Genomic DNA, 23,969 nt, shown 5'->3' on the forward strand with positions numbered 1-23,969 from the left:
ACTTTACATTAACTCCTTTTTTGATCTTTCATATGTGCTATAACCATTACAGCTATTCTAAATGTCATAGCATCATCAAATTTTCTAATATCAAGCCCTATTGCTTTCTCAATTCGTTCAAGTCTATAAACTAATGTATTTCTATGAACATATAATTGTCTAGCAGTTTCTGAAATATTAAGATTATTAGAGAAAAAGTTCATAATAGTTGACATTGATTCCTCGTCATCTAATATTTCTGGAATTTCATCTCCAAAAACTTCTTTAATGAACATATCACATAAACTCATTGGTAACTGATGTATCAATCTTCCAATTCCTAATCTTCCATAAGAAATAGTTGGTTCTTTAAAGAAAAATACTCTTCCTACTTCAAGCGCCATTTTTGCTTCTTGGTAAGAATCAGTAATTTCTGGAATTTGATTAATCACATTACCATAACCAACACGAACATCAATCATTGCTTCCATTTGCAATGTATCAACTAAAAGATTTGCGATATTTTTTAGTTCACTTTCTAATTTACTTTCTTTAAATTCTGAAACATCTTTAACTAATACAATATTATGTTCATCTACACTTGTCACAAAATCCTTTGTTTTAACATTAGATAAATTTTTAACTAATTCCATTGCATCGTCAATACCTTTGTCTTTCGTGTCTATAACAAAAACTACTCTAGGAACTTGATCAATATGAAGTTTTCTTGCCTTACTAAAGATGTCAACTATTAACATATTTCCTAATAAGACATTTTGAATGAAATTATTTCTATCATACTGACCTGCAGCACTTACAACAAGATTTCTAATTTGGCAAACAGCAAGACGACCTACCATATATGTATCTTCTCCACCGCCTGTCATAATTAAAATGTAATCTATTTCACCTTCAACTATTACTTTGAAAAAATGATACTCTTTAGCAGTTTGACTTTCAGCCATAGAACGAGAAAATTCATTAACCATCTGTTCTACTTCATCTGAAAATTTAGTAGTATGCGCAATCAATTTTCCTTTTGGTGAATACAATGCCACATCTTTTTTAGTAATTTCTTTAATTTCATCTAATGTATTTTGTAATTTTTGATTTGTAAACATATAAAAACTCCTTTGTATCCGAATACCTTTGAACATCTCTTTACGAAATGAACTTCTTGGGAAAGGGCTTCAAACGAAGCCTATTATTAGCTATACTTGCTATAAAAGAAAACTGGGTGTAAATATCACACCCAGTCTAATAATTTACAACTATTTAATTTTACATAACTAGTTAGTAATTGTCAATTCAGAATCTTTATCAAAAATATGAACTTTTTCTGGATTAATTGCTAACTGAATCTTGCTACCCATACGAGCTTTTGTATCAGAACCTACTCTAGCTGACATATTTGCTCCTGATAATGAGAAGTATAATAATACTTCAGCACCTAATAATTCATAGCCAGAAACTTCAACTGAGAATTTGCTATCTGCATATTTTTCAAGTGACTCTTGATCTTCATAAATATCTTCTGGTCTGATACCAAGAATAACATTCTTTCCAGCATAGCCTCCAGCGATAACTTTTTTAGCTTTTTCTTTTGGTAATTCAAACTGGCAATCACCTGTTGAAACTGTAACGCTTTCTCCTTTTACAGAAACAGCTGCTTCAACGAAATTCATCTGTGGAGAGCCAATAAATCCAGCAACGAATAAGTTTTTAGGCTCGTTGTATAATTTTTGAGGTGAATCAACCTGTTGAACAACACCATCTTTTAATACAACAATTCTTGTTCCTAATGTCATAGCCTCTGTCTGATCATGTGTAACGTAGATAATTGTTGCACCTAATCTATTATGTAATGATGCAATTTCTGATCTCATCTGTACACGAAGCTTAGCATCTAAGTTTGAAAGTGGCTCATCCATTAAGAATACTTTTGGATTACGAACAATTGCACGACCCATTGCAACACGCTGTCTCTGACCACCTGATAAAGCTTTTGGTTTACGATCTAATAATTTTTCAAGATCAAGAATTCTAGCTGCATCTTCTACTTTCTTTCTAATTTCATCTTTTGGAACTTTTCTTAATTTAAGACCAAATGCCATGTTGTCAAATACTGTCATATGTGGATATAACGCATAGTTCTGGAATACCATTGCAATATCTCTATCTTTTGGTTCAACATCATTAACAACTTTTCCGTCGATTTTTAATTCGCCTGAAGAAATATCTTCAAGACCTGCGATCATTCTTAATGTTGTAGATTTACCACAACCTGATGGTCCAACGAAAATGATAAATTCTTTATCTTCAACCTCTAAGTTAAAATCCTTAACTGCTTCAAATCCATTTGGATATACCTTGTAAATATTTTTTAGTGATAAACTTGCCATTCCTTAAATCCTCCCTAAACCTTTTCTTAATTTTCTCTTTTGCAACTTTTGTTGCCATTTCCTTTACAAGTATTATGATAAACATTTATCTCTTTATTTTCCATAGGCAAATAAACAAATATTATTAATTTTCTTTGTCAATGTGACGAAATAGATATATTGATAGTCAATTTAACCTAATTTGTCTTATTTTTTTGTAAATTTATCCATTGAATTTAATTTTTTAATAATCTATTTTTCTTTAATATTTGTTTTATTTTCTTATAATTTGTTTTTTTGCAAAAAAAGTTCTTATCATTGGCATACACCAACAATAAGAACTTTTATTTATATAAATATATGTATATAGATAATATAGAAAAAGGCTATTTTGCAAGTGATTTAGTCTTAATTGTTAAAACGTTACTCTCTTTGTATGGTCTTACTAATAAGTAAATAAAGTAAGCAACTAATACGATTGAAACAATTGTACCAAATCCAAAGCTAACATTACCTGTAAACAATCCACCAATTTGGTAAATAACTAATGATACTGCATAAGCTAATCCACACTGATATCCAATTGCAAACAAGAACCATTTTGTATTATTCATTTCTCGTTTAATTGCACCCATTGCAGCGAAACATGGTGCACATAACAAGTTAAATACTAAGTAAGCATATCCTGCAATAGCTGGGATTGAAATAGCTAACTGATGCCAATAATCTGCTCCAGCTTCATCTTTTAATTCAGCTATACCGTATGTCATACCAATTGTTGCAATAACGTTTTCTTTAGCAATTAATCCTGTAATAGCAGCAACTGCCATTCTCCAATTTCCAAATCCGAGTGGTTTGAAGATAAATGCAAACACACCACCAATTTTAGCTAAAATAGAACCATCAATCTGATCTGCTTCTAACATACCCCAATTGCCTTTTGAATCCCATCCAAATGTTTGTAAAAACCAAATAGCAATTGTTGAAAGTAAAATAATTGTTCCAGCTTTTTTAATGAAAGACCATCCTCTTTCACCCATTGATCTAAACACATTTGATAATGTTGGCATATGATAAGCTGGTAATTCCATTACAAACGGTGCAGGATCACCTGCGAACATTTTAGTTTTCTTAAGAATAATACCAGAGCATACGATTGCTGCAATTCCTATAAAATATGCACTTACTGAAACTAATGCGCTGTTATGGAAAAAAGCACCAGCGATTAATGCAATGATAGGCAACTTAGCACTACATGGAATAAAAGTTGTAGTCATAATTGTCATTCTACGATCTCTTTCGTTCTCAATTGTTCTAGAAGCCATAACACCAGGAACACCACAACCTGAACCAATTAACATAGGAATAAATGATTTACCTGATAAACCAAATTTTCTAAAGATTCTATCCATGATGAATGCCACCCTTGACATATATCCACATGATTCAAGTAAAGCCAAGAAGAAGAATAATAACATAATCTGTGGAACGAATCCTAATACAGCACAAACACCGGCTATAATACCGTCATTAATAAGTCCAGATAACCATGAAGCACATTTAACTGATTCTAATAAATCACCAACAAACGCATGAACACCAGGTATATGAGGACCAAAATGTAATAAATTCCATCCATCATCACCTAATAAGTTGTCATTTGTCCAGTCAGTAAGAGGTGAACCAACTTTTGTTACCGAAATACCATATACAATAAACATTATCAAAGCGAAAATCGGTAACGCTAAAAATCTATTTGTTACAATTCTATCTATCTTATCAGAAACTGTGTCTTTGCCTTTTTTGCCTTTTTTTACACAGCTGTCAATGATAGATGAGATGTACTCATATCTTTCATTAGTAATAATACTTTCTGTATCATCATCAAATTTTTCTTCTAGATTTTTAATTTCCTGTTCAACATTTGGAATTTCTGATAATAAATCTTCAATCTTACTATCACGTTCAATTAATTTAATCGCAAAGAACTTCTTTTGTTCTGTAGGCATAGAAGAAGGAAGTTTATTAACTACGCTTTCAATTTCTTTTTCAACATCATCTGCAAATCTGTGCTGTAAAGTATTTAGTTTATGACTTTGAGCAACTTTAACTGCTAAATCTGCTGCTGCTGAAATTCCTTTATTCTTCAAAGCTGAAATAGTAACAACTTCGCATCCAAGATTCTTAGATAAATTATTTACATTAATTTTATCTCCGTTCTTTTCAACGACATCCATCATATTAATAGCCATAATTACTGGAATTCCTAATTCAATCAACTGAGTTGATAAATATAGGTTACGTTCTATATTAGAGCCATCAATTATATTTATGATTGCATCTGGTTTTTCATTTACCAAATAATTTCTTGCTACAACTTCTTCAAGAGTATATGGTGATAAAGAATAAATACCTGGTAAATCTACGATTTTTACATCTTTATGTCCCTTTAATTTTCCTTCTTTTTTTTCTACTGTAACACCTGGCCAATTACCAACATATTGGTTTGAACCAGTTAGTGAATTAAATAATGTTGTTTTACCACAGTTAGGATTACCTGCTAATGCTATTTTTAAAGCCATCCTACTAATCTCCTTACTTTATTTTTTAGTCTTCTACTTGAACCATTTCAGCATCATTTTTTCTAACTGAAAGTTCGTACCCTCTTATCGTTATTTCAATTGGGTCACCTAATGGTGCAACTTTTCTAACGAAAATACCTGTGCCTTTTGTTAATCCCATATCCATAATTCTTCTTTTTACAGCGCCTTCGCCTGTAATTTTCTTAACTTTGACATTCTCACCAATGCCTACATCTTTTAAAGTTCTCATTTATAAGCTCCTTTTTTATTATTTAAACTAAAATTTTATTAGCCATATCTTTTCCAATCGCAACTCTTGAATCTTTAACGTTAACGATCAAATTCCCATCTATTTTCGAAACAATAGAAACTTTTCCACCTTGTACAAATCCAAGATTATTTAAAAACTTTCTTGTTTCTTCTTTTCCACCGATTCTGACAATCTTATGTTCCGAACCAATATCAACCATTGTTAAAGGCATAGACATCCCTCTTTTCTTTATTCTAATCATTATTAATGTATCTTACTAAGTGTTAGTATAGTCTAATCATTGTGACATGTCAAGTATTTTCGGAAATAATTAATAGAAATATAAGAATATCGGTTATATTTTCCTTTTACTTATATATATTTTACTACAATTTTAAATGTTTAATATATGTTATTATTGTCGATTATTGTTATAAACGTCTATTAGTAGTTATAAATTTTCACCTTTTCTTAGGTGTATTTATTCAAAATTAAAAACTTTATAAAATCTATAATTTATTATGCTTCTTTATTTTTTCCATATATTCTTCATGATTTTTTTCTAGACTATATATAAGTCTTACTAATTTTTTTGTTGCATGTGTAACCGCCACTGTATACGACTTTCCTTCTTCTCTTTTTTTTGCTAAATATTCTCTAAAAATCGGATCCCACAGACAAACATATTTAGTTGCATTAAAAAGCGCATATCTTAAATATTTTGATCCTCTTTTTTCCATATGTGCATAGGAGGTTTGTTCAATCTGACCCGACTGATATATGGTTGGTGACATACCAGCATATGCTAAAATTTTATCTGGGGAACTAAACCTTGAAAAATCCCCTATTTCTGCTAAAATCATTGCTCCCATTCTATAATTAATTCCCGGTATTGTTGTAATTGGTGAATCAATTTCATCCATTATAATTTTGATTTTTTCTTCTATTTCATTTATTTGTTCTTCTATTTCATTTAATAATATGATTGTATGTTGTAGTTCTAACGACATCACGGGCATATTAATTCCTATTGACTTTCTTGCAGCCTCCCTTATTTGGATCGCTGTATTTTTCTCGTAATGACCCTTTGATTTTGTTAAAAGAATATTAGTTATCTTTGTAAGATGTGCTCTTGAAATCTGTTCTGCATCAGGATATTTTAAAAGTAACGCATAAATCGAAGGACTATGAACAGTTGAAACCATTTTTTCTAATTCTGGAAAAAGAATACAAATCAATTTTGAAACCGTACTCCGAAACTTTGCTCTATCTTTTACTTTTTCATATCTGTAACGAGTTAACGATCTTAACTCATCCGTTATAAAATTTAAATCTGTATATGCTTTCAAATTTAAATTTGCCATCAACATAGAAACAATTGTACAACTATCTATTTTATCTGTCTTTGTCAATCTTAGACTCATGCTCTTTCTATATAAATTTGTATGAAGTGGATTAATTACATAGACTTTTATATTATGTTTCAATAAATACGCAATCAAGTTATAGCCATAATGCCCCGTTGCTTCTAAACCGACTTTAATTTCCTCGCTTTCTGTATTGAATTTTAAAATATTAGTATAAAGTATTTCAAATCCTTCTATATTGTTTGATACTGTAAATGTATCTATATATTCACCATTTGTTTTTTTTATAAAACAATCATGTTTATCTTTTGCTATATCAATTCCAACATATATCATATATCTTACCTCAATAAAAAAAATGCTGTGGTTGTAACCTTATTTTAACCATCAACGTGGTAGGAGGAATTCAACAATCCACAGCATCAACTAATAGCCACAACTAGAATGTTGAGAACGGCTATTATTTGTAATTTTAATTAATTTTTAAAGCTTTTTTCAAATCTTCTTCAGGTGTACTTATTGGCGTAATATTATAATTATTTACTAAAATATCTAATACATTTTTTGAAATAAATGCCGGAATAGTAGGTCCTAAGAAAATATTTTTTATTCCAAGATAAAGTAAACTTAACAATATGCCAACAGCTTTTTGCTCATACCATGAAATATTTAAGGTCAATGGTAATTCATTCACTTCACAATTAAATGCTTTTGCTAGTTCATTTACAACTTTAATTGCACTATATGCATCATTACATTGCCCCATATCCATAATTCTAGGAAGTCCTGCAATTTCCCCTAAATTTAAATCATTAAATCTATATTTTCCGCATGCAAGAGTAAGAATAACAGTATCTTTTGGTGTTGCCTTAACAAAATCTGTATAATAATTTCGTCCAACTCTCGCTCCATCACAGCCACCAACTAAAAAGAAATGCTTAATTACTCCATCATTAACAGCTTTAATAACTTCGTCTGCTACAGATAAGACAGTATCATGACCAAATCCTGTCATAACTTCATGCCCTCCATTAATTCCGGAGAATTCCATTCTTTTTTCATATCCCCCTAATTCAATTGCTTTATTTATAACCGGTGTAAAATCTTTATCTTCATTAATATGAACGACTTGTGGATAAGAAACAACTTCCGTTGTAAACACTCTATCTGAATAACTATCTTTTACAGGCATTAAGCAATTTGTCGTAAATAAAAGTGCTCCTGGAATATTTGCAAATTCTTTTTGTTGATTTTGCCATGCTGTACCAAAATTTCCTTTTAAATGTGGATATTTTTTTAATTCTGGATATCCATGAGCTGGAAGCATCTCACCATGTGTATAAATATTAATTCCTTTGTCTTTTGTCTGTTCTAAAAGCAATTTTAAATCATATAAATCGTGACCTGTTACAACAATAAATGGACCTTCTTCTACCGTTAAAGAAACCTTAGCTGGTTGAGGTTTACCAAATTCTGTTGTATTTGCTTTATCTAACAATTCCATACATTTTAAATTAATTTCACCAGTTTTTAGCACTGTTTGCATAAGATTTTCAACAGTTTCATCTTTACTCAACTCACATAATGCTTCCACCAAAAAAAGATCAACTTCATGATTTTTATAATTCATGACTCTAGCATGATAAGCATAAGCCGCTATACCTTTTAGGCCAAACAAAATAAGAGATTTAAGCGATCTTATATCTTCATCTGCCTGCCATATTTTATTCATATCATAATCTGGTACTTCCTTTAGACCGCAAAACTTTATCATGTTATTTTTTTGATTTTTTATATTTTGAATCATTTCTACTAATTTTTTATCATTAAAATTAACATTTGTAATTGTTGTAAAGAGTCCATCTAAAATCATTTTAGTAATTCTATCAGAACATTCTGTTTTACACGAAAATAATTTTTCTTTCGTAATTAATGCTAAAGAAATCAAACTTCCTATTAATTCATCCTGTAATTTTGATGTGTTTGCTGTTTTACCGCAGACTCCAACACTACCTGTACATCCTGTACAACCTGCAGTCTGTTCACATTGATAACAAAACATATTATTTGCCATTATTTTTCTCCTTTATGTAGATTTAATACTTAATAACTTGATTTATTACATAAAAGAGTGTAATATTTTTTTACGAACAATTCTGTTGTATAAACAACATAAATGTAATATATTTAGCAATAATATCGTATTATATATCGATTAAAAAATTTTTTTTAAAAGGAGATTTTAATGGAAAAACACTCAGAACAATTAAACCCACATATAAAAGATAAATATTTAATGCTTTTAAAGAACACTACTTTATTTTCCGGAATTTCTATTGATGAAATAGATAAAATGCTTAATTGTCTTTCTTCTCAGATTAATACATATTCTAAAAACGAATTTATTTTTCGTTCTGGAGAAAGCATTCAACATGTTGGATTAGTTTTAAGTGGAAATGCAATGATTATACGAGAAGATTATTGGGGAAATCGCACAATTTTAAGCGAATTAAAACCTGGTACAATCTTTGGAGAAGCATATGCTGTTTTATCCTTTGTTCCAGCCGAATCGAGTGTAATCGCAACAACAGACTGCAGTATAATGCTTCTTGATATGAAAAAGATAACTAATATTTGTTCTTCAACATGTACCTATCACTCAAAACTTATCCAAAACATGCTTATGACCTTAGCTAAAAAGAATGTAAATTTAACACAAAAAATAGATTTTATGTCCAAGAAAACAATACGTGATAAGTTACTTGCGTACTTATCCTTTGAATCAAACAAAGTAAATAATCCTTCTTTTACAATACCTTTTAATCGTCAACAACTAGCCGACTATCTTTCAGTTGATCGAAGTGCCTTATCAAACGAAATAAGCAAGTTGCAAAATGAAGGAGTATTAATTTCTAATAAAAATCAATTTACTCTATTTCTTACTAACTAAAATTTTAATGCTGCTATGCTCTAATTTTATACGAACATTCCTTGTATACTTTTATAGCCTTTAGCAGCTTCTTTGTTTTTAGGATCATTTAAATCTAACCCATTTAAAACCATTAATTTAGCTATAGACAAAAATCTGCTACGAATTATCGGTGAATTCTTTTTTTGTTTTGCTAAATTAATCACATGACAAAAAATATTATCTTCTACAATTTGTTCATTCATTTCTAAATATTCCAATGTATCAATATCAACATTTTCATTTTTTACAATTCGTTTACATACAACATTTGGATTAGCCCCATGATCAATTAAAATTTTAACAGCATTAACATTTCCTGCCATTGCCGCAATACATAAAGGAGTACAACCATTTATATCCTGTTTTTCCATATTTACCCCTTCTCTAAGCATTACCCTGATGCCTATTAAATTGTCTTTTTTTACCAAAATATGTAATGCTGTTTGCCTATTTTCATTATCATTTTTATCTAAATCTACTCCAGATTCTTTTAATTTTTTTATTTTCTCAATTAATTCTAATTCCCTATAAAGATCTCCCATTTCATTACTCCTTCCTTATTTTTTTACATAATATAATTTCGTTTACTTTTACAAAATTATAAAGATTCTACAAAACTATTTTAAAAAAATTGATTTTGTACTACACCTCACAATAATCACCTTGAAGTTTATCAATACGTATTACGTATTTCAATCAAGCCAGAAGCCTTTCCCATAAAAAACAAACACAGAAAAACACACAACAAAAAAGCCTGTAAACATTACATTTACAGGCTTACAATATTTGGAAAATCTTAGCTACAATTTGTTTTCTTTATATCGTCAATTTATAATTTTATTTATAATTTAAAGTGTTTGTAGGTATTAAGTTATATTTTTATCATTTGTATTATCGCATAGTTTTTGTAAAAAAATCAAAAAATTCGTCATTCATAGGAGTTGGCTTACCAAATAGATATCCCTGTGCTCTATCACAGCCAACAGTTCTCAAAAATTCAAATTGTTCTTGAGTTTCAACACCTTCGGCAACAGTACTGATACCGATGGTTTTTGCCATTTCAACAATTGCAGCTAATATTTTTTTGGCTTTTTTATTTTTTTCAAAATCCTTCATAAATAACATATCAATCTTTAACATATCAAAATCGAAATCTTTTAATACGTTAAATGAAGAATAACCGCTTCCAAAGTCATCCATCCAAACTTCAAATCCTCGATTTTGGAACTTTTCAATTTGGAATTTTAAATCATTCGGATTTTCCATTAATACTGTTTCTGTTATTTCTACATGTACTAATGATTTATCTATATTGTATTTTTCTACACATTTGTCTAAATATGTAACCATATCTCCTAGTTCAAAATCAATTCTAGATAAGTTCACTGATACAGGAACAGCTTTAAATCCTTCATCAAGCATAAATCTTATATCTCTACAAATTGATTTAATCATAAATTGATCTAATTTATGAATTAATCTGTACTCTTCTAATGTCACTATATAATCTGCTGGCGATAAGAAACCATATGTTGGATCTTTCCAACGAGACAACGCCTCAAAACCACATAAAGTTCCAGTTTTAGTACAAAACACAGGTTGATAATATACTCTTAAATCTTTTCTTTTTATTGCATTATCTATATTGTCTACAATATATTTTTGCTTTGTCACAATATTAACTAGCTCTTCATCAAAGAATCTATACACTTCTGTATATTTGTTTTTTATACTATCTGCTGCTATTTTAGCTCTATCACTAGCAACAAATGCGTCTAATTCTTCATCTTTTGTCTCAAAAATTCCAGCTTTAACTTCAATATATTCAAGCTTCGAAAAATCTGCTATACAATTATGAATGTCTTCTATCTTAGAAATAATGTCATTTTCACTAGTTACGACCATAAAATGATCTTGTGATAAATGCGACACTAAACATTCACTAAAAACATTACTTAAAACTTCTCCCATAAATTTAAGTAATTTATCTCCACTATTAGCACCATATTTTTCGTTAAAAGCTTTAAAATTTTCAATATCAAAATGTACAAAGGAGGTTTTCTTCCCCTTTTTTATATTCTTTTTTAAAATTTCAGGTGCTACTGAACGGAAAAATAATCTATTAGGTAGTCCAGTTAATGAATCAATTTCACTTTCAATTGCTGTATCCTTAATTGTTTCTTGTTTTTTAATATAATCACTCATATCAAAAACGAAAATATAAGCATAAATACAACCATCATCCTTAGAATCTAATAATAAATAATCACAATGCACCCATCTAAAAACAGTATTAAATAAACAAATAAATTCGATTTCGTCGTTAATTTGACCCTGACAAAATCTGTGCATTAAAATTCTTCTATCAAAAAAGAGACTAATCTCTTCTTTTTCAGATAATAAATCAAGATTATTCATTATTTTGTATAATAAATTCTCATATGAACTATATCCTGAATTAATTATATTTTTAAAATTTTCCATATGACCAATGTGAACAACGTCAACCATGTCATTTGTCAAATTCACTTTAAACATCGCTAAATGTTCCAATAAATGCTTGTCCGAATAAAAACTAATTATTTCCTGAAACCTTGGATTTTCAATCCAATTTAGCATAACTTTTTGCATTTTCTGCGCTCGTTGCCTTACTTTTGTCATAATACTACACACTTCCTATTATTGCTTCTTGATACCATATACATTCCTGATGACCCTAATAAACTGTCGATGACCCTATATAGAAAAAACACTATCTTTCAATAGTGTCTTTTCTGTCATTCAAAACATCTGTCCATAAAAAGTCATATATAAGTCACAACCTTCTTGTAACTTAGTGTATGTAGTATAAAGCCTATAGCACAGATATGTCAATATTATTATATAAAAGTTTATACTTTTTTAATACTTTAGTTTTCACAAATCATCTTCTTTTGCTCTGCAATTTAAGTTAGTTTTTTAACTAACGAGATTCTTTTCTATACTGCATTGGTGTCATATTAAACATTTTTTTAAACAAACGATTAAAATGTTCAACATTCGGATACCCCACAGTATCAGCGATGTTTTCAATATTCATGTTACCATTTTTTAGTAGTGTCTTTGCCTTTTTCATACGAATACTTGCTAAATGTTCCCCAAAATTTTTTCTAGACTTATCCTTTATATATTTTGAGATATATGGCTCCGATAAATGAAATTGTTCTGCAAGAGTTTCCAAAGTTACGGTTTTATAATTTGATTGCATGTAATTTAAAATATCAAGTAATCTTTCATCTTTTTCGTTGGTGTTTGTTCCTATTGCTGGCAATTTATTAGCTGCAACAGTCAATGCATGAATAGATGCTTTTATAATATCTTCATTTATTCCTGCTCCCCAATATTTTTTACCATCACAAGTAATTGCCACATAAGCCATAGCTTTAGAAGACGATCCACTTGATAATGCATGTTCTTGATACTCTGATAACTCATAACTAACATCAAAAAATTCTTTAATTGTGTTACTAACAGCATCTAAACGACCATTGCCCATTGCATCAATTATTTTCTTTTTTCCTAAATATGATATAGTCGCCTCAGCCATAATACCGTCATCTTGTTTAAAATGACATTCTGTAATCTCAAAATAAGGCGTATAGGTTATATAATCTTTTTCAAAAATTTCATACACCCACTGTGGAGATAATTCTTTATGAGCTTCATCTGAAACCTGTTTTACCGCATATCCTACTTCTTCTTTCATATTATCAGGTAAAATAAAGCTGAAATTCTGTTTTAGTATGTAGCTTACCCCACCCTTTCCAGATTGACTATTTATTCTAATTACGTCTGCATCGTAATTTCTTCCGACATCAATGGGATCAATGGGAAGGTAAGGAACTGTCCAATATTTTTCATTTCTTTCTTCTCTATAATTCATTCCTTTTGCAATTGCATCTTGATGCGAGCCCGAAAAAGCTGAAAAAACAAGATTTCCTGCATAAGGTTGTCTGTCACCAACACTCATTCTAGTTAATCTCTCATATATTTCTCTAATTTTTGGCATATTAGTAAAATCTAGTCCTGGTTCAACACCATGAGAATACATATTCATAGCAAGTGTGATTATATCAACATTACCTGTTCTTTCTCCATTTCCAAATAAAGTACCCTCTATTCTATCTGCTCCCGCTAAAACTCCTAATTCTGCATCAGCGACTCCAGTTCCTCTATCATTATGAGGATGTAAACTTAATGTGACATTATCTCTAAATTTTAAATTTTTGCTCACATACTCAATTTGAGTTGCAAATACATGAGGCATAGCTGTTTCTACAGTAGCTGGTATATTTATAATTGCTTTGTTATCTTCTGTTGGTTTCCATACATCTAATACAGCATTACATACTTCTACTGCATAATCTACCTCTGTTCCATGAAAACTCTCTGGACTATATTCAAATGAAAAATTACCTTCTGTTTTCTCTGCTAAATCTTTTAATAATTTAGCACCATCAACTGCTAATTTCTTGATTTGTTCTTTATCTTTTCTAAAAACTTGTTCCCTTTGTGCAACAGAAGTCGAATTATACAAATGAATTATTGCATGTGGTGCACCTTTTACCGCATCAAATGTTTTTTTAATAATATGCTCTCTTGCTTGAGTTAAGACCTGAACAGTTACATCATCCGGAATCATATCCCTTTCAATTAATTCTCTCATAAAAATATATTCTGTTTCAGAAGCCGCAGGAAACCCTACCTCTATCTCTTTAAATCCAATTTTAACTAATAATTGAAAAAATTCTATTTTTTCTTCTAAACTCATTGGCTCAATTAAAGCTTGATTTCCATCTCTTAAATCCACTGAACACCAAATTGGTGGCTTAGTAATACTGTCTTTTTTTGCCCAATCATACTCACACACAGGTGGCATAAAATATTGTTTTTTATACTTATTTGCTTCTTTCATAATCATAACCTCCATATATATTAAACCTAATATTTTTTATTATACATCAATATTAATTAATTTTACAAAATTTATTTGTAAATAAATAATATCACAAGCATTGATATATTTTAATGATAATATTTAATCAATTTTCTTGATATATTTTAATACATCGTTCTTATGTCATTTATCGGATAAAAAATAAAAGACAAATACTACCTGATGTAATATTTGCCTTTTAAAAATCGAACTAATTACTTTAATCTTTTAAATTAATTATCTTTGCCTTATTTACTATCTCAACATTAAAATCACAACGATACCAAGCAATACTCTGTACCATCCGAAAATTGTAAAATCATGTTTTTTGATATAACTCATTAAAAACTTAATGATAATAATTGATACAACAAATGCAGTTACGCATCCTACGCCAAGAATTACGGCCTCATTTTGAGACATATTAACTCCTGCTTTAACGAATTTTACAACTTTTAATAAACTAGCACCAAACATAACTGGAACTGCTAAAAAGAAAGTAAATTCTGCTGCAATTTCTCTTGAAACACCAATTAAAATTGCTCCAATAATTGTTGCTCCTGAACGAGAAGTTCCTGGGAATACAGCTGCAACTGTTTGGAATAATCCAATAATAATTGCTGTTGTATATGTTATTTCTGCAATACTTGTGATAGTTGGTTCATTTTGTCCTTTTGTATGTTCAACGATAATAAATAACAAACCAACAATAATAAGTGCAAGTGCTACTGGAATTGGATGATAGAATAATTCATCAATTTTATCATCGAATGCAACACCTATAACTGCTGCAGGTACACATGCAATGATAATTTTGACCCACATCGCAAATGCTCCCTTTTTCCATCCAAAATGATTTGCAGAATCACTTCCATCAATAGAAGTTGTTTTAGAAAATGTAAATGGCCACAATTTATTCCAAAATATAACTAAAACTGCAAGAATTGCGCCTAATTGAATTACAACTTCAAACATCTTCCAAAAATCACTTGAAACATTCAATTTAACAAAATGATCAAGTAAAATCATATGTCCAGTACTACTTACAGGTAACCATTCTGTAATACCTTCAACAATACCAAACAAAATTGCTTTTAAGATTTCCATTTTTCAATTCTCCTAAACCTATTTATTTACATCTTATCGTCTACACTTCGATGCTAAATACTTCATTATTATATCATAATTTTCGTGTTTGTGTGGAAAAACACAGTTTGTACACACTTTTATTTTTTTCCCCTCTTTTTCAATATAAGTTGGATGTCCCAAACATTCATCTAAAAAATACATAGGACAATAACAAAATAGGCAATTTAAATTTTTAATATTCTTGTGACAAGGATAATATTTACAGGCATAATTTGTAAAAAATGAGCTAGAACTTTTATCTTCAAAAGGCTCTAAATCTTTTACAATTACAGTTGTTAAGTAACCTTCTAATTTATCCAAATTTTCTACTCCCATAACAACTTTTTGATTATCTAACCCACAATTTGAAACACCATATATCACTGTTTTCCTATATCTTTTTTCATCTTTTAACATTTCTTGCAACTTCAACAATTTAGAACCTGATTTCATATAAACTCTTGTTCCTCGTAAATTCTTAGTTGTCTCTATTTCATACGAAGCAGGTATAATATGAATCTGTTCTGATTTATCAGCTAACGGAATCCCTAATTCTGCTGCAACCGCACAAAAAGAAGGAATTCCATTTATAAGTTTGACTGGGATATTGTCACTATCGCATTTTGCAGAAATATAATTAAAAGTTGAGTAAATACAAACATCACCTATTGTTACAAAAGCCACTTTTTTATTCATATTGTAAGCATCTTTTATTACCTTATAACAATAATTATGTGCCTTTTCTAAAATTTCTTTATTTTTAGTCATTGGAAAGTCTATAGCAACAAAAATATCTTTATCAATTTTAGGAAATTCTTTTTTAATTATATTGTAAGCATAACTGGATTCTAGTTCCTTTGTCGGAATAATGATTCTATCTGCGTCTCTTATCACTTCTTTTGCTTCCGATGTAAGTTTATTTATGTTTCCAGGTCCTACTCCTATACCATAAACATAATTTGATTTTGTAGAATGATTATTTTTTTTATAATTTATCATTTTTTCTACAAAATTATCTACAAAACTTACAATCTGAGGATAATACAAATGAGGAAAGCCAGCCCAAATATTATCAGTCACATAACATCCATTCCATTTTTTATCATTTGAAACCTTTTTTACAGAACATGAACAATCCTCTCTTAAGCTTTCAAAATAATGAAATTCATGTGCTTTTGCTGTTTTATTTGACAAAAAACTAGATGTATTTTCTTTTACTTCTACATATCCAAAATTAACCAATTTATTACGATACACACATTTGCCACTAAGTATTCCCAACATTTCATATGAATTCTCGTACTCAACAAAATCATGTAAATACATGTATCCACCACATTCCGCAACAAGCGGTATATTATTTTGCACTTTCTCTTTTATATCTTTTTTTATGGCATAATTTTTACTTAGCTGTTCTAAATATAATTCAGGATAACCACCACCTAGCAATATTCCATCTATATTATCCGGTAATTTTTTATCCCTTATTGGAGAAAATTCAACCAATTGAACACCCCTATTTTTTAGCATTTCTAAATTTTCTTCATAATAAAAGCAAAACGCTTCATCTCTAGCAACTGCAAGTCTACAAATTTCTTTTTCATTTTCTAATTCTACATTATTTTTTTTATTTACTTTATTGTAATCTTGATTGTAGTTTTGCTTATCAAAATTTGATAATTTTAATAAAGAATCTATATCAACAGTTTTTTCTATCTCAACAGCTAACTTAGAAATTTTTTTATTTAAGTCATCAATTTCATTCGGCATAACAAGTCCTAAATGACGACTTTCAAAACTTAATGAAATATCTTTTTTTAAAGTTCCATAGACTTTTATGTCTAATTCTTCTTCTATCATCTTTTTTAAAGTTTTGCCATATGTTTCAGAAACTCTGTTAAGAATTACACCTTTTATAAGCTTATTTATATCGTATTTTAAAAAACCATAAATAAGTGGCAAGATACTTCGTCCCATGCCACCAACATCTATCACTAAAATTATAGGACAATTTAATATCTTAGCCACATGATACGAAGAACCCTGTTCTTGCTGTCCTCCAACTCCATCATATAATCCCATCACGCCTTCAATTATCGATTCATCATATACATTACTTGTTTCTTGAAATAATGTTTTTAATTGATTTTCTTCAAGGAAAAATGTATCAACATTTCTACTTGGAACACCTATAATTTTCCTATGAAACATAGGATCTATATAATCCGGACCACATTTATAGCTAACAACATTAATTTCTCTATTTTTTAATGCTTTAAGTAATCCGCATGTAATCATTGTTTTTCCACTGCCACTTTTAATTGCAGCAATCATTAATTTTCCCAATTTTGCACTCTCCTGCTGTTATTTATTTTTAGGCTTAAAGTTGAAAACAAAAATCATAATTGGATTTTGTGCTTTAAACATATTATAATTGCCAACTTTATTTATATTACTATATGAAACTTGAGAGATATCGACATCAGTGATAATACCCTTATTCACACCATTCTCAATTGTATTTATAGTATTATTTATACTTTCTAAAGTCACTGCTGTTACGCAAACTCTCATAGTATTATTTAAATCAAATAAATAATCGATCATTTTTTCTAAACGACCTCTTGTGCCACCAATAAATGCACTCTTTACAATATCTTTATGATTTTCTATATAATTCTTGTATTTATTTGTTTCACCTGTATTATTTAGAACCTCTGGAAAATAACCTTCAACTATTTGAATATTTTTTCTTCCAAAATGATCAACATTCTTTTTTATAAGTTCAACCGCATATTTATTATTTTCAAATGTAAAGACCTTAATATTTCTATCAAGCATAGCAGTTTCTATGCTAATTGAACCTGAACCTCCTCCGATATCCAAAAAGATAGAGTCATCTTCTACTTGCAGTTTATTAATTACAAGATGTCTGATATTTTCTTTTGTCATTGGCACCTTATCCCTAACAAACTCTGAATCCTTTATCAATGAAGAATTCTTATGTTTTAAATATTTTTTGTTTTCAATAAAAACAACATATAATCCATCTTTATCTATTTCTTTACATTCTTCTACTGTAATCTTTTTTATAATTTCATCTGAATACGATAAATTAAATCCAACTGTGATTTCTATGCTATTTTTATCAATATATTTGCCATCAGCTTCTACTATAAGTTGCCCTATCTTATTGATATCTTTATATCCCGAAACTATCATAAATATTTTTTTATTATATTTTATACTTTCTAGGATTTCATTGTCTCCAAAAAACTCATCATATCTACCATGAATACTCATAATTTTAGCATCATTCCACATAGTAGAACATTTTGCTGCCATATAAATTATTGATGATATTCCTGGTAAAATATTAAGCTCGTATGTTGTGCTTTTTAATTCATTTTTTAAAGCCTCTTTTAAAAGATAACACCCACTGTAAAATCCAACATCCCCCGAAAATAGAACAACTATATTATATTTATCTTTTTCGTGGAAAGGGAAATTTTTCAAATACGATATTATATCTTTTGACATATAATATGGCTTCTTTTCTATTTTAGGCGTGACATTCTCTATCATTCTTTTAGCCCCTAAAACAACATCTGCTTTATTTATTTTTTCCTTTAGTTCATTTATGTAAAAGTTTTCTGTTCCTAGGCCTATTCCAGCTAAAGTGATATCAAATGAAATATTGGGTTTTATTATTTCTATATTTTCTTCAAAAAATAAATTCACTACCTCTGAAAAACTCATTCCAGACTCTTTTGGTCTTTTTATTACAAATACTTCAATATCAGCATCCACTGCAGCCTTTATTTTTTCATCAAATCCACCGGCTTTGCCACTTTCCTTCGAAACTAATACTCTAATATCATAATTTTTTATAAAAAAACTATTCATCTCGTACGAAAAAGGACCTTGTATAGCAATAATTTTATTTTTACTAATCCCAAGCTCATCACATATTTCTATACTTTCTTTTCCTGGAAGTACACGTACAATAAGTCTATTTTTTATACTGTCATCTTGACAAAATTTATGTAATTCTTTGCTTCCTGTCGTTAGCAAAATATTGCCATCAACTTTTGAAAGGTTTTGCACGCACTCTTCAATTGAATCAACAAAATGAATATTTTTTTGATTTTTATATTTTTGAGCCACAAAATCTTCATCTCTTTTCAAGCGAACATATTTTATTTTAGCAACTGCTGCTGCATCTTTAATGTTTTGCGTTACAATTTTAGCATAAGGATGTGTTGAATCTACAACAACGTCTATATTATTATTTTTAAAAAGATTAATCATTTGATTTTTATCTAATCTTTCGTTTAAAATTTCAACATATTCGTTATCGTCCATAACCATCTTTCCATACTCAGTAGCAACACATACTATATGTTTAACTTTATGCTCTGCTAAAACTTCTGACAGATTTCTTCCTTCTGTTGTTCCCGAAAAAATAACTATTCTTTTTTCTTTATTCATTTTTTTTATATCCTCTTGGTGTTATTAGTTTATTGTCGATTATTTTAGTACATGAATTTCCTATGAAAACAGTTGTAAACATATCTACTTTTTCATTTTTTAATTCTTCAAAAGAACATACCTTTATTTCTGTTCCTTCACGTCCTATATTCTTAACATAACCACATGGACGAGTATTTTCTATATATTCACTCATTATTATACAAGCTTTTTCTAAATAATGACTTCTTTTTTTACTAGAAGGATTATATAAAGCGATAGCAAAATCTGCATACGCTGCTGCCTTTAAACGCTTTTCTATTTTCTCCCAAGGCGTCAATAAATCACTTAAACTAATAACACAAAAATCATGATTAAGCGGTGCACCTATTTCCGCTGCACCACTAATTGCTGCAGTAATTCCAGGTACTACTCTTAATTTTATTTTCTTATTTGGATTTGAATACTCTTGTAAAAGTTCATACATTAAAGATGCCATTCCATATATACCAGCATCACCACTGCATACCATGGCCACTTTTTTACCTTCTAATGCTTTCTCATAGCATATTCTACATCTTTCGACTTCTTTTTTCATTGGTGTTGAAATTAATTCTTTATCTGAATATTCTTCACCTAACAAATCTAAATAAACCTGATAACCAATAATCGTGTCCATTTCTTTGAGGATAGCTCGAGCCTCAATTGTCATTTTTGTTCCTTTTCCAGGACCCATTCCAACAATATAAATACAATTAGTCATCTATATTAATCCTCCAGTCTCTTTGAATTATTGCAACAGTAACTCCATTATTTGCAACCTTGTGACAGATAATTTCACTATTATTTTTTTCTCCGAAAAATTCACTATTAACATATGCAAGTGCCGATGTTTCACACACATTGCCCACTCCAATAGTTTCTTTTACAAACTCTGATTCTTCAAAATCACCTTTTTGTTTTCTTAACGTTTCCACATCATATGTTTTAAATGGTATATTATACTTTTCAGAAAATTCTATTATCCCTTCTTCATCCTTTTTTATATCAACAGAAGTTATTGCTATACAATCTTCTATATCAATTTTTTCCTGTTCTAAAACTTTAATGATATGCTGTTCTATTTCATGCGCTTTTTTACCCTTTTTACATCCTATTCCGATAACATATTTTTTAGGGTAAAGATATAAACTCGCATTGATTTGATTATTCAAAAGGAACGGATTTCTCGAATCCGCAATAATTACATCAACTGTTTCCGTTGGCGGAAATTTTTTTAATTGAATTATTGTATTTTTTATAGAAATTTCATGTTCATCTATAAAAAAAGAATGTCCCTTCTCAATACTCATGGTAATAGGTTGACCATCTAGCACTTTAGCCGAAACTTGGGCTATTCCATATTTATTACCTATGAATAAATTGTTCTTTTTAGCAAAAATATCTATTGCAAATTTATCAGATACATCAGTCGCTGTTGTTATTACAGGAATTGCTCTTATTTTTGCTGCAATAAATACGGCTAATTCATTTGCGCCTCCATAATGTCCAGACAAAAGTGGAATTACAAACTCTCCATTTTCATCAATATTAATAACAGCACTGTCAACTAATTTGTTTTTTAAAGATGGTGCTATCACTCTTACAGCAATTCCGCACGCTCCAATGAAAATAATTGCATGATGCTTCTTAAATTCTTTTCTTACCCACTCCGTCAAAGAGTCTCCCACGTAATATATCCCTTCATATGCTTTTTTCTTTGAAAAACACTTCACTTCATAATTGTCTAATCTGTTAAAAAGAATCTTAGACAGTTTAGCTCCTTTTGTTGTAAAGCTAATTATGCTAATGTTCACAATCTCACCCCTCTTATTACTCCTTTGCTTTTCTATACTCTGTCGAAAAATCTGGAGCATATAATCTTGATTTTTGATATTCAAAATGTTCCAAAACATCCCCAACTATCACTAAAGCTGTTTTTGTTATATTATTTTCTCTAGCCACTTCGTCTAGTGTTTCTACTGTACACTTAAATATTTTTTCATCTGGCCACGTAACTTTATATGCAATTGCAGCAGGTGTCGAAGGTGAATATCCACCTTGAATCAATCTTTTGCTAAGTTCCTTTACCATTCCAATTGATAAATAAATCGCCATTGTTGCATTATGACTTGCAAATGATTGAATACTTTCTTTTTCTGGTACTTTTGTTTTTCCTTCCATTCGTGTAATAATAAGTGACTGGGATACATTTGGCAATGTATACTCAACATTCATACTTGCAGCAGCTCCAAAACATGCGCTAACTCCTGGACAACTATCATACAATATTCCTCTTTTATCAAGTTCATCCATTTGTTCTCTTACTGCACCATATATACATGGATCACCTGTATGCACTCTTGCTACATCTTTTTTTTCTTTTTCTGCCAATTCCATTACTTCTATGACCTCATCTAATGTCATAGTCGCACTATTATAAACAATACAATCCTCTTTTTTATATTGCAATAATTCTTTATTCACTAATGATCCAGCATATATTATAATATCAGCTTTCTTTAAAATATTCATACCTCTTACAGTTATCAAATCTACTGCTCCTGTGCCAGCACCAACAAAATGAATCATATTTCCTCCTAAATTTTGATATTAGTGTTCATACTTTTTAAATCCTTAATATAATCATCGGCTAATTTAGATTTTCCTAATTCTCCATAATTACTTGAAAAAACAATTACTTCAACTTCAATTTCTCCATTGTGTCTATTATTAAGATAAAAGTATATTTTTTCAATAATTATATCCATTATTCTTTTTAAAAGAGAACCTTCTTTAATGTTATATTTCTCATCATCAGCAACTTTATTATTATCTTTTATTTTTTGATTCTTATCCGCCTCAATTATAATTGACAATGCATCTTCTGTTGAAATTGTATCTAATACCTTTCTTGCTAGAAATACATCATCTGTTGCTCTTATAGTTGCAGCTGCAAGAATTTCCATTCTACAATCTGCTTCTTTAGAATGAGTATTCATTATACCACCAGCGACTTTAACCAATTTTCCTATATGTCCGCTTAATAAAACTTTTTTAAAACCAAGTTCCTTTGCAATATCAAGTGTTTCCCCTATAAAATTACTACATTTTACACTCTTTTCTAAGTCATAATCATATGTCTCTTTCATAAAATTCAAGCCATAGTTTCCTGGTGAAATTGCAAGTATATCATAGCCTAAAGCTTTTTTTTGATTAATTTCAACTCTAATAGTATCAACAAGCGCTTTTTTACTCATAGGTTCAACAATCCCACTTGTTCCTAAAATCGAAATTCCACCTACTATGCCTAACCTTGGATTAAATGTTTTTTTTGCAATCTCAATACCGTTTGGAACACTAATTTCTACTTTTACAGTATCTGAAAAATCAAAAAACTTACAAACCTCTTCTACTTCTTCTTTTATCATTTTTCTCGGAACAGAATTTATTGCTGCATTGCCTACAGGCTGATCTAATCCTGGTTTTGTAATTCTTCCGACCCCTTTTCCTCCATCAATTATAATTTCAAGTTCATGTGTACTATTCTTTTCTATCGATACCTTTGAAAAGATATATGCTTTATCTGTTGCATCAACATCATCTCCACCATCTTTTTGCACAGCACACATCACAAAATTTTCTTCCATTGTGATTTTTTCAATTTTAGGACTATACTCTATTTGCTTTGGTGTAATTATAGTAATTGTTTCTTTCTTTTTTCCTGAAAGTAACATATAAATTGCCGCCTTTGAAGCCGCAGCTGCACAACTTCCTGTTGTAAAACCATATCTCATAGCATCTACCTTTTCTATTAATTATCACAT

General features: G+C 29.6%; 18 protein-coding genes. 1 reads left to right on the top strand and 17 read right to left on the bottom strand.

The window, feature by feature from the left end:
• Nucleotides 1-8: 8 nt before the first annotated feature.
• The 7 genes from BMY79_RS02445 to hcp all read right to left on the bottom strand — a co-directional run bounded on the left by BMY79_RS02445 (nt 9) and on the right by hcp (nt 8,633).
• Nucleotides 9-1,100, bottom strand: a complete 1,092-nt coding sequence (locus BMY79_RS02445; RefSeq protein WP_022749194.1) for a PucR family transcriptional regulator — start codon at nt 1,098-1,100, stop codon at nt 9-11.
• Nucleotides 1,101-1,268: 168 nt separating this feature from the next.
• Nucleotides 1,269-2,381 (bottom strand): ABC transporter ATP-binding protein, encoded by a 1,113-nt coding sequence (locus BMY79_RS02450; RefSeq protein WP_022749192.1) that lies wholly within the window; start codon nt 2,379-2,381, stop codon nt 1,269-1,271.
• A 365-nt stretch (nt 2,382-2,746) separates the two neighbouring features.
• Nucleotides 2,747-4,942 carry a ferrous iron transport protein B gene (gene feoB / locus BMY79_RS02455; RefSeq protein WP_022749191.1) on the bottom strand — a complete coding sequence of 732 codons (2,196 nt, stop codon included), beginning with the start codon at nt 4,940-4,942 and terminating at the stop codon, nt 2,747-2,749.
• A gap of 25 nt (nt 4,943-4,967) precedes the next feature.
• Nucleotides 4,968-5,192 (bottom strand): FeoA family protein, encoded by a 225-nt coding sequence (locus BMY79_RS02460; protein ID WP_022749189.1) that lies wholly within the window; start codon nt 5,190-5,192, stop codon nt 4,968-4,970.
• 22 nt (nt 5,193-5,214) lie between these two features.
• Complete coding sequence (locus BMY79_RS02465) at nt 5,215-5,424, bottom strand: FeoA family protein (RefSeq protein ID WP_022749188.1); 210 nt, start codon at nt 5,422-5,424, stop codon at nt 5,215-5,217.
• Between the two features lie 277 nt (nt 5,425-5,701).
• Complete coding sequence (locus BMY79_RS02470; protein ID WP_022749187.1) at nt 5,702-6,895, bottom strand: IS110 family RNA-guided transposase; 1,194 nt, start codon at nt 6,893-6,895, stop codon at nt 5,702-5,704.
• A 136-nt stretch (nt 6,896-7,031) separates the two neighbouring features.
• Complete coding sequence (gene hcp, locus BMY79_RS02475; protein WP_022749185.1) at nt 7,032-8,633, bottom strand: hydroxylamine reductase; 1,602 nt, start codon at nt 8,631-8,633, stop codon at nt 7,032-7,034.
• A gap of 171 nt (nt 8,634-8,804) precedes the next feature.
• Between hcp and BMY79_RS02480 the strand changes: the two genes are divergently transcribed.
• On the top strand, nt 8,805-9,509 hold the full coding sequence (locus BMY79_RS02480; RefSeq protein ID WP_022749184.1) for a Crp/Fnr family transcriptional regulator: 705 nt from the start codon (nt 8,805-8,807) through the stop codon (nt 9,507-9,509).
• A gap of 26 nt (nt 9,510-9,535) precedes the next feature.
• On the opposite strand, the gene BMY79_RS02485 is transcribed toward BMY79_RS02480, so the two are convergent.
• The 10 genes from BMY79_RS02485 to cbiD form a co-directional block, all read right to left on the bottom strand.
• Nucleotides 9,536-10,072 (bottom strand): ankyrin repeat domain-containing protein, encoded by a 537-nt coding sequence (locus BMY79_RS02485; RefSeq protein ID WP_022749183.1) that lies wholly within the window; start codon nt 10,070-10,072, stop codon nt 9,536-9,538.
• A gap of 349 nt (nt 10,073-10,421) precedes the next feature.
• Nucleotides 10,422-12,191: a bifunctional diguanylate cyclase/phosphodiesterase gene (locus tag BMY79_RS02490; protein ID WP_022749181.1), complete on the bottom strand. Its 1,770-nt coding sequence runs from the start codon at nt 12,189-12,191 to the stop codon at nt 10,422-10,424.
• A gap of 301 nt (nt 12,192-12,492) precedes the next feature.
• A complete protein-coding gene (locus BMY79_RS02495) occupies nt 12,493-14,484 on the bottom strand; it encodes a 2-isopropylmalate synthase (protein ID WP_022749180.1) in 1,992 nt (663 codons plus the stop codon).
• Between the two features lie 276 nt (nt 14,485-14,760).
• Nucleotides 14,761-15,612, bottom strand: a complete 852-nt coding sequence (locus BMY79_RS02500) for an undecaprenyl-diphosphate phosphatase (RefSeq protein ID WP_022749178.1) — start codon at nt 15,610-15,612, stop codon at nt 14,761-14,763.
• A gap of 33 nt (nt 15,613-15,645) precedes the next feature.
• A complete protein-coding gene (locus BMY79_RS02505) occupies nt 15,646-17,979 on the bottom strand; it encodes a cobyrinic acid a,c-diamide synthase CobB (RefSeq protein WP_074730367.1) in 2,334 nt (777 codons plus the stop codon).
• 18 nt (nt 17,980-17,997) lie between these two features.
• Nucleotides 17,998-20,124 (bottom strand): bifunctional cobalt-precorrin-7 (C(5))-methyltransferase/cobalt-precorrin-6B (C(15))-methyltransferase, encoded by a 2,127-nt coding sequence (locus tag BMY79_RS02510; protein WP_074730368.1) that lies wholly within the window; start codon nt 20,122-20,124, stop codon nt 17,998-18,000.
• Entirely contained in the window at nt 20,117-20,866 is a 750-nt protein-coding gene (gene cobJ / locus BMY79_RS02515) for a precorrin-3B C(17)-methyltransferase (RefSeq protein ID WP_022749174.1), read from the bottom strand. The genes BMY79_RS02510 and cobJ overlap by 8 nt, the downstream gene beginning before the upstream one ends.
• Nucleotides 20,859-21,959, bottom strand: a complete 1,101-nt coding sequence (locus tag BMY79_RS02520) for a cobalt-precorrin 5A hydrolase (RefSeq protein ID WP_022749173.1) — start codon at nt 21,957-21,959, stop codon at nt 20,859-20,861. The genes cobJ and BMY79_RS02520 overlap by 8 nt, the downstream gene beginning before the upstream one ends.
• 16 nt (nt 21,960-21,975) lie before the next feature.
• On the bottom strand, nt 21,976-22,734 hold the full coding sequence (gene cobM / locus BMY79_RS02525) for a precorrin-4 C(11)-methyltransferase (RefSeq protein ID WP_022749172.1): 759 nt from the start codon (nt 22,732-22,734) through the stop codon (nt 21,976-21,978).
• 8 nt (nt 22,735-22,742) lie between these two features.
• Complete coding sequence (gene cbiD / locus BMY79_RS02530) at nt 22,743-23,939, bottom strand: cobalt-precorrin-5B (C(1))-methyltransferase CbiD (protein ID WP_027421728.1); 1,197 nt, start codon at nt 23,937-23,939, stop codon at nt 22,743-22,745.
• Nucleotides 23,940-23,969: the final 30 nt, after the last annotated feature.

It is taken from the genome of Lachnobacterium bovis (genome assembly GCF_900111325.1).
Taxonomy (GTDB): Bacteria; Bacillota; Clostridia; order Lachnospirales; family Lachnospiraceae; genus Roseburia; species Roseburia bovis_A.

Bases quoted from the DNA above. Each gene is read 5' to 3' on its own strand.
- BMY79_RS02445 (WP_022749194.1), bottom strand. From the start codon at position 1,100: ATGTTTACAAATCAAAAATTACAAAATACATTAGATGAAATTAAAGAA.
- BMY79_RS02450 (WP_022749192.1), bottom strand. From the start codon at position 2,381: ATGGCAAGTTTATCACTAAAAAATATTTACAAGGTATATCCAAATGGA.
- feoB (WP_022749191.1), bottom strand. From the start codon at position 4,942: ATGGCTTTAAAAATAGCATTAGCAGGTAATCCTAACTGTGGTAAAACA.
- BMY79_RS02460 (WP_022749189.1), bottom strand. From the start codon at position 5,192: ATGAGAACTTTAAAAGATGTAGGCATTGGTGAGAATGTCAAAGTTAAG.
- BMY79_RS02465 (WP_022749188.1), bottom strand. From the start codon at position 5,424: ATGCCTTTAACAATGGTTGATATTGGTTCGGAACATAAGATTGTCAGA.
- BMY79_RS02470 (WP_022749187.1), bottom strand. From the start codon at position 6,895: ATGATATATGTTGGAATTGATATAGCAAAAGATAAACATGATTGTTTT.
- hcp (WP_022749185.1), bottom strand. From the start codon at position 8,633: ATGGCAAATAATATGTTTTGTTATCAATGTGAACAGACTGCAGGTTGT.
- BMY79_RS02480 (WP_022749184.1), top strand. From the start codon at position 8,805: ATGGAAAAACACTCAGAACAATTAAACCCACATATAAAAGATAAATAT.
- BMY79_RS02485 (WP_022749183.1), bottom strand. From the start codon at position 10,072: ATGGGAGATCTTTATAGGGAATTAGAATTAATTGAGAAAATAAAAAAA.
- BMY79_RS02490 (WP_022749181.1), bottom strand. From the start codon at position 12,191: ATGACAAAAGTAAGGCAACGAGCGCAGAAAATGCAAAAAGTTATGCTA.
- BMY79_RS02495 (WP_022749180.1), bottom strand. From the start codon at position 14,484: ATGAAAGAAGCAAATAAGTATAAAAAACAATATTTTATGCCACCTGTG.
- BMY79_RS02500 (WP_022749178.1), bottom strand. From the start codon at position 15,612: ATGGAAATCTTAAAAGCAATTTTGTTTGGTATTGTTGAAGGTATTACA.
- BMY79_RS02510 (WP_074730368.1), bottom strand. From the start codon at position 20,124: ATGAATAAAGAAAAAAGAATAGTTATTTTTTCGGGAACAACAGAAGGA.
- cobJ (WP_022749174.1), bottom strand. From the start codon at position 20,866: ATGACTAATTGTATTTATATTGTTGGAATGGGTCCTGGAAAAGGAACA.
- cobM (WP_022749172.1), bottom strand. From the start codon at position 22,734: ATGATTCATTTTGTTGGTGCTGGCACAGGAGCAGTAGATTTGATAACT.
- cbiD (WP_027421728.1), bottom strand. From the start codon at position 23,939: ATGAGATATGGTTTTACAACAGGAAGTTGTGCAGCTGCGGCTTCAAAG.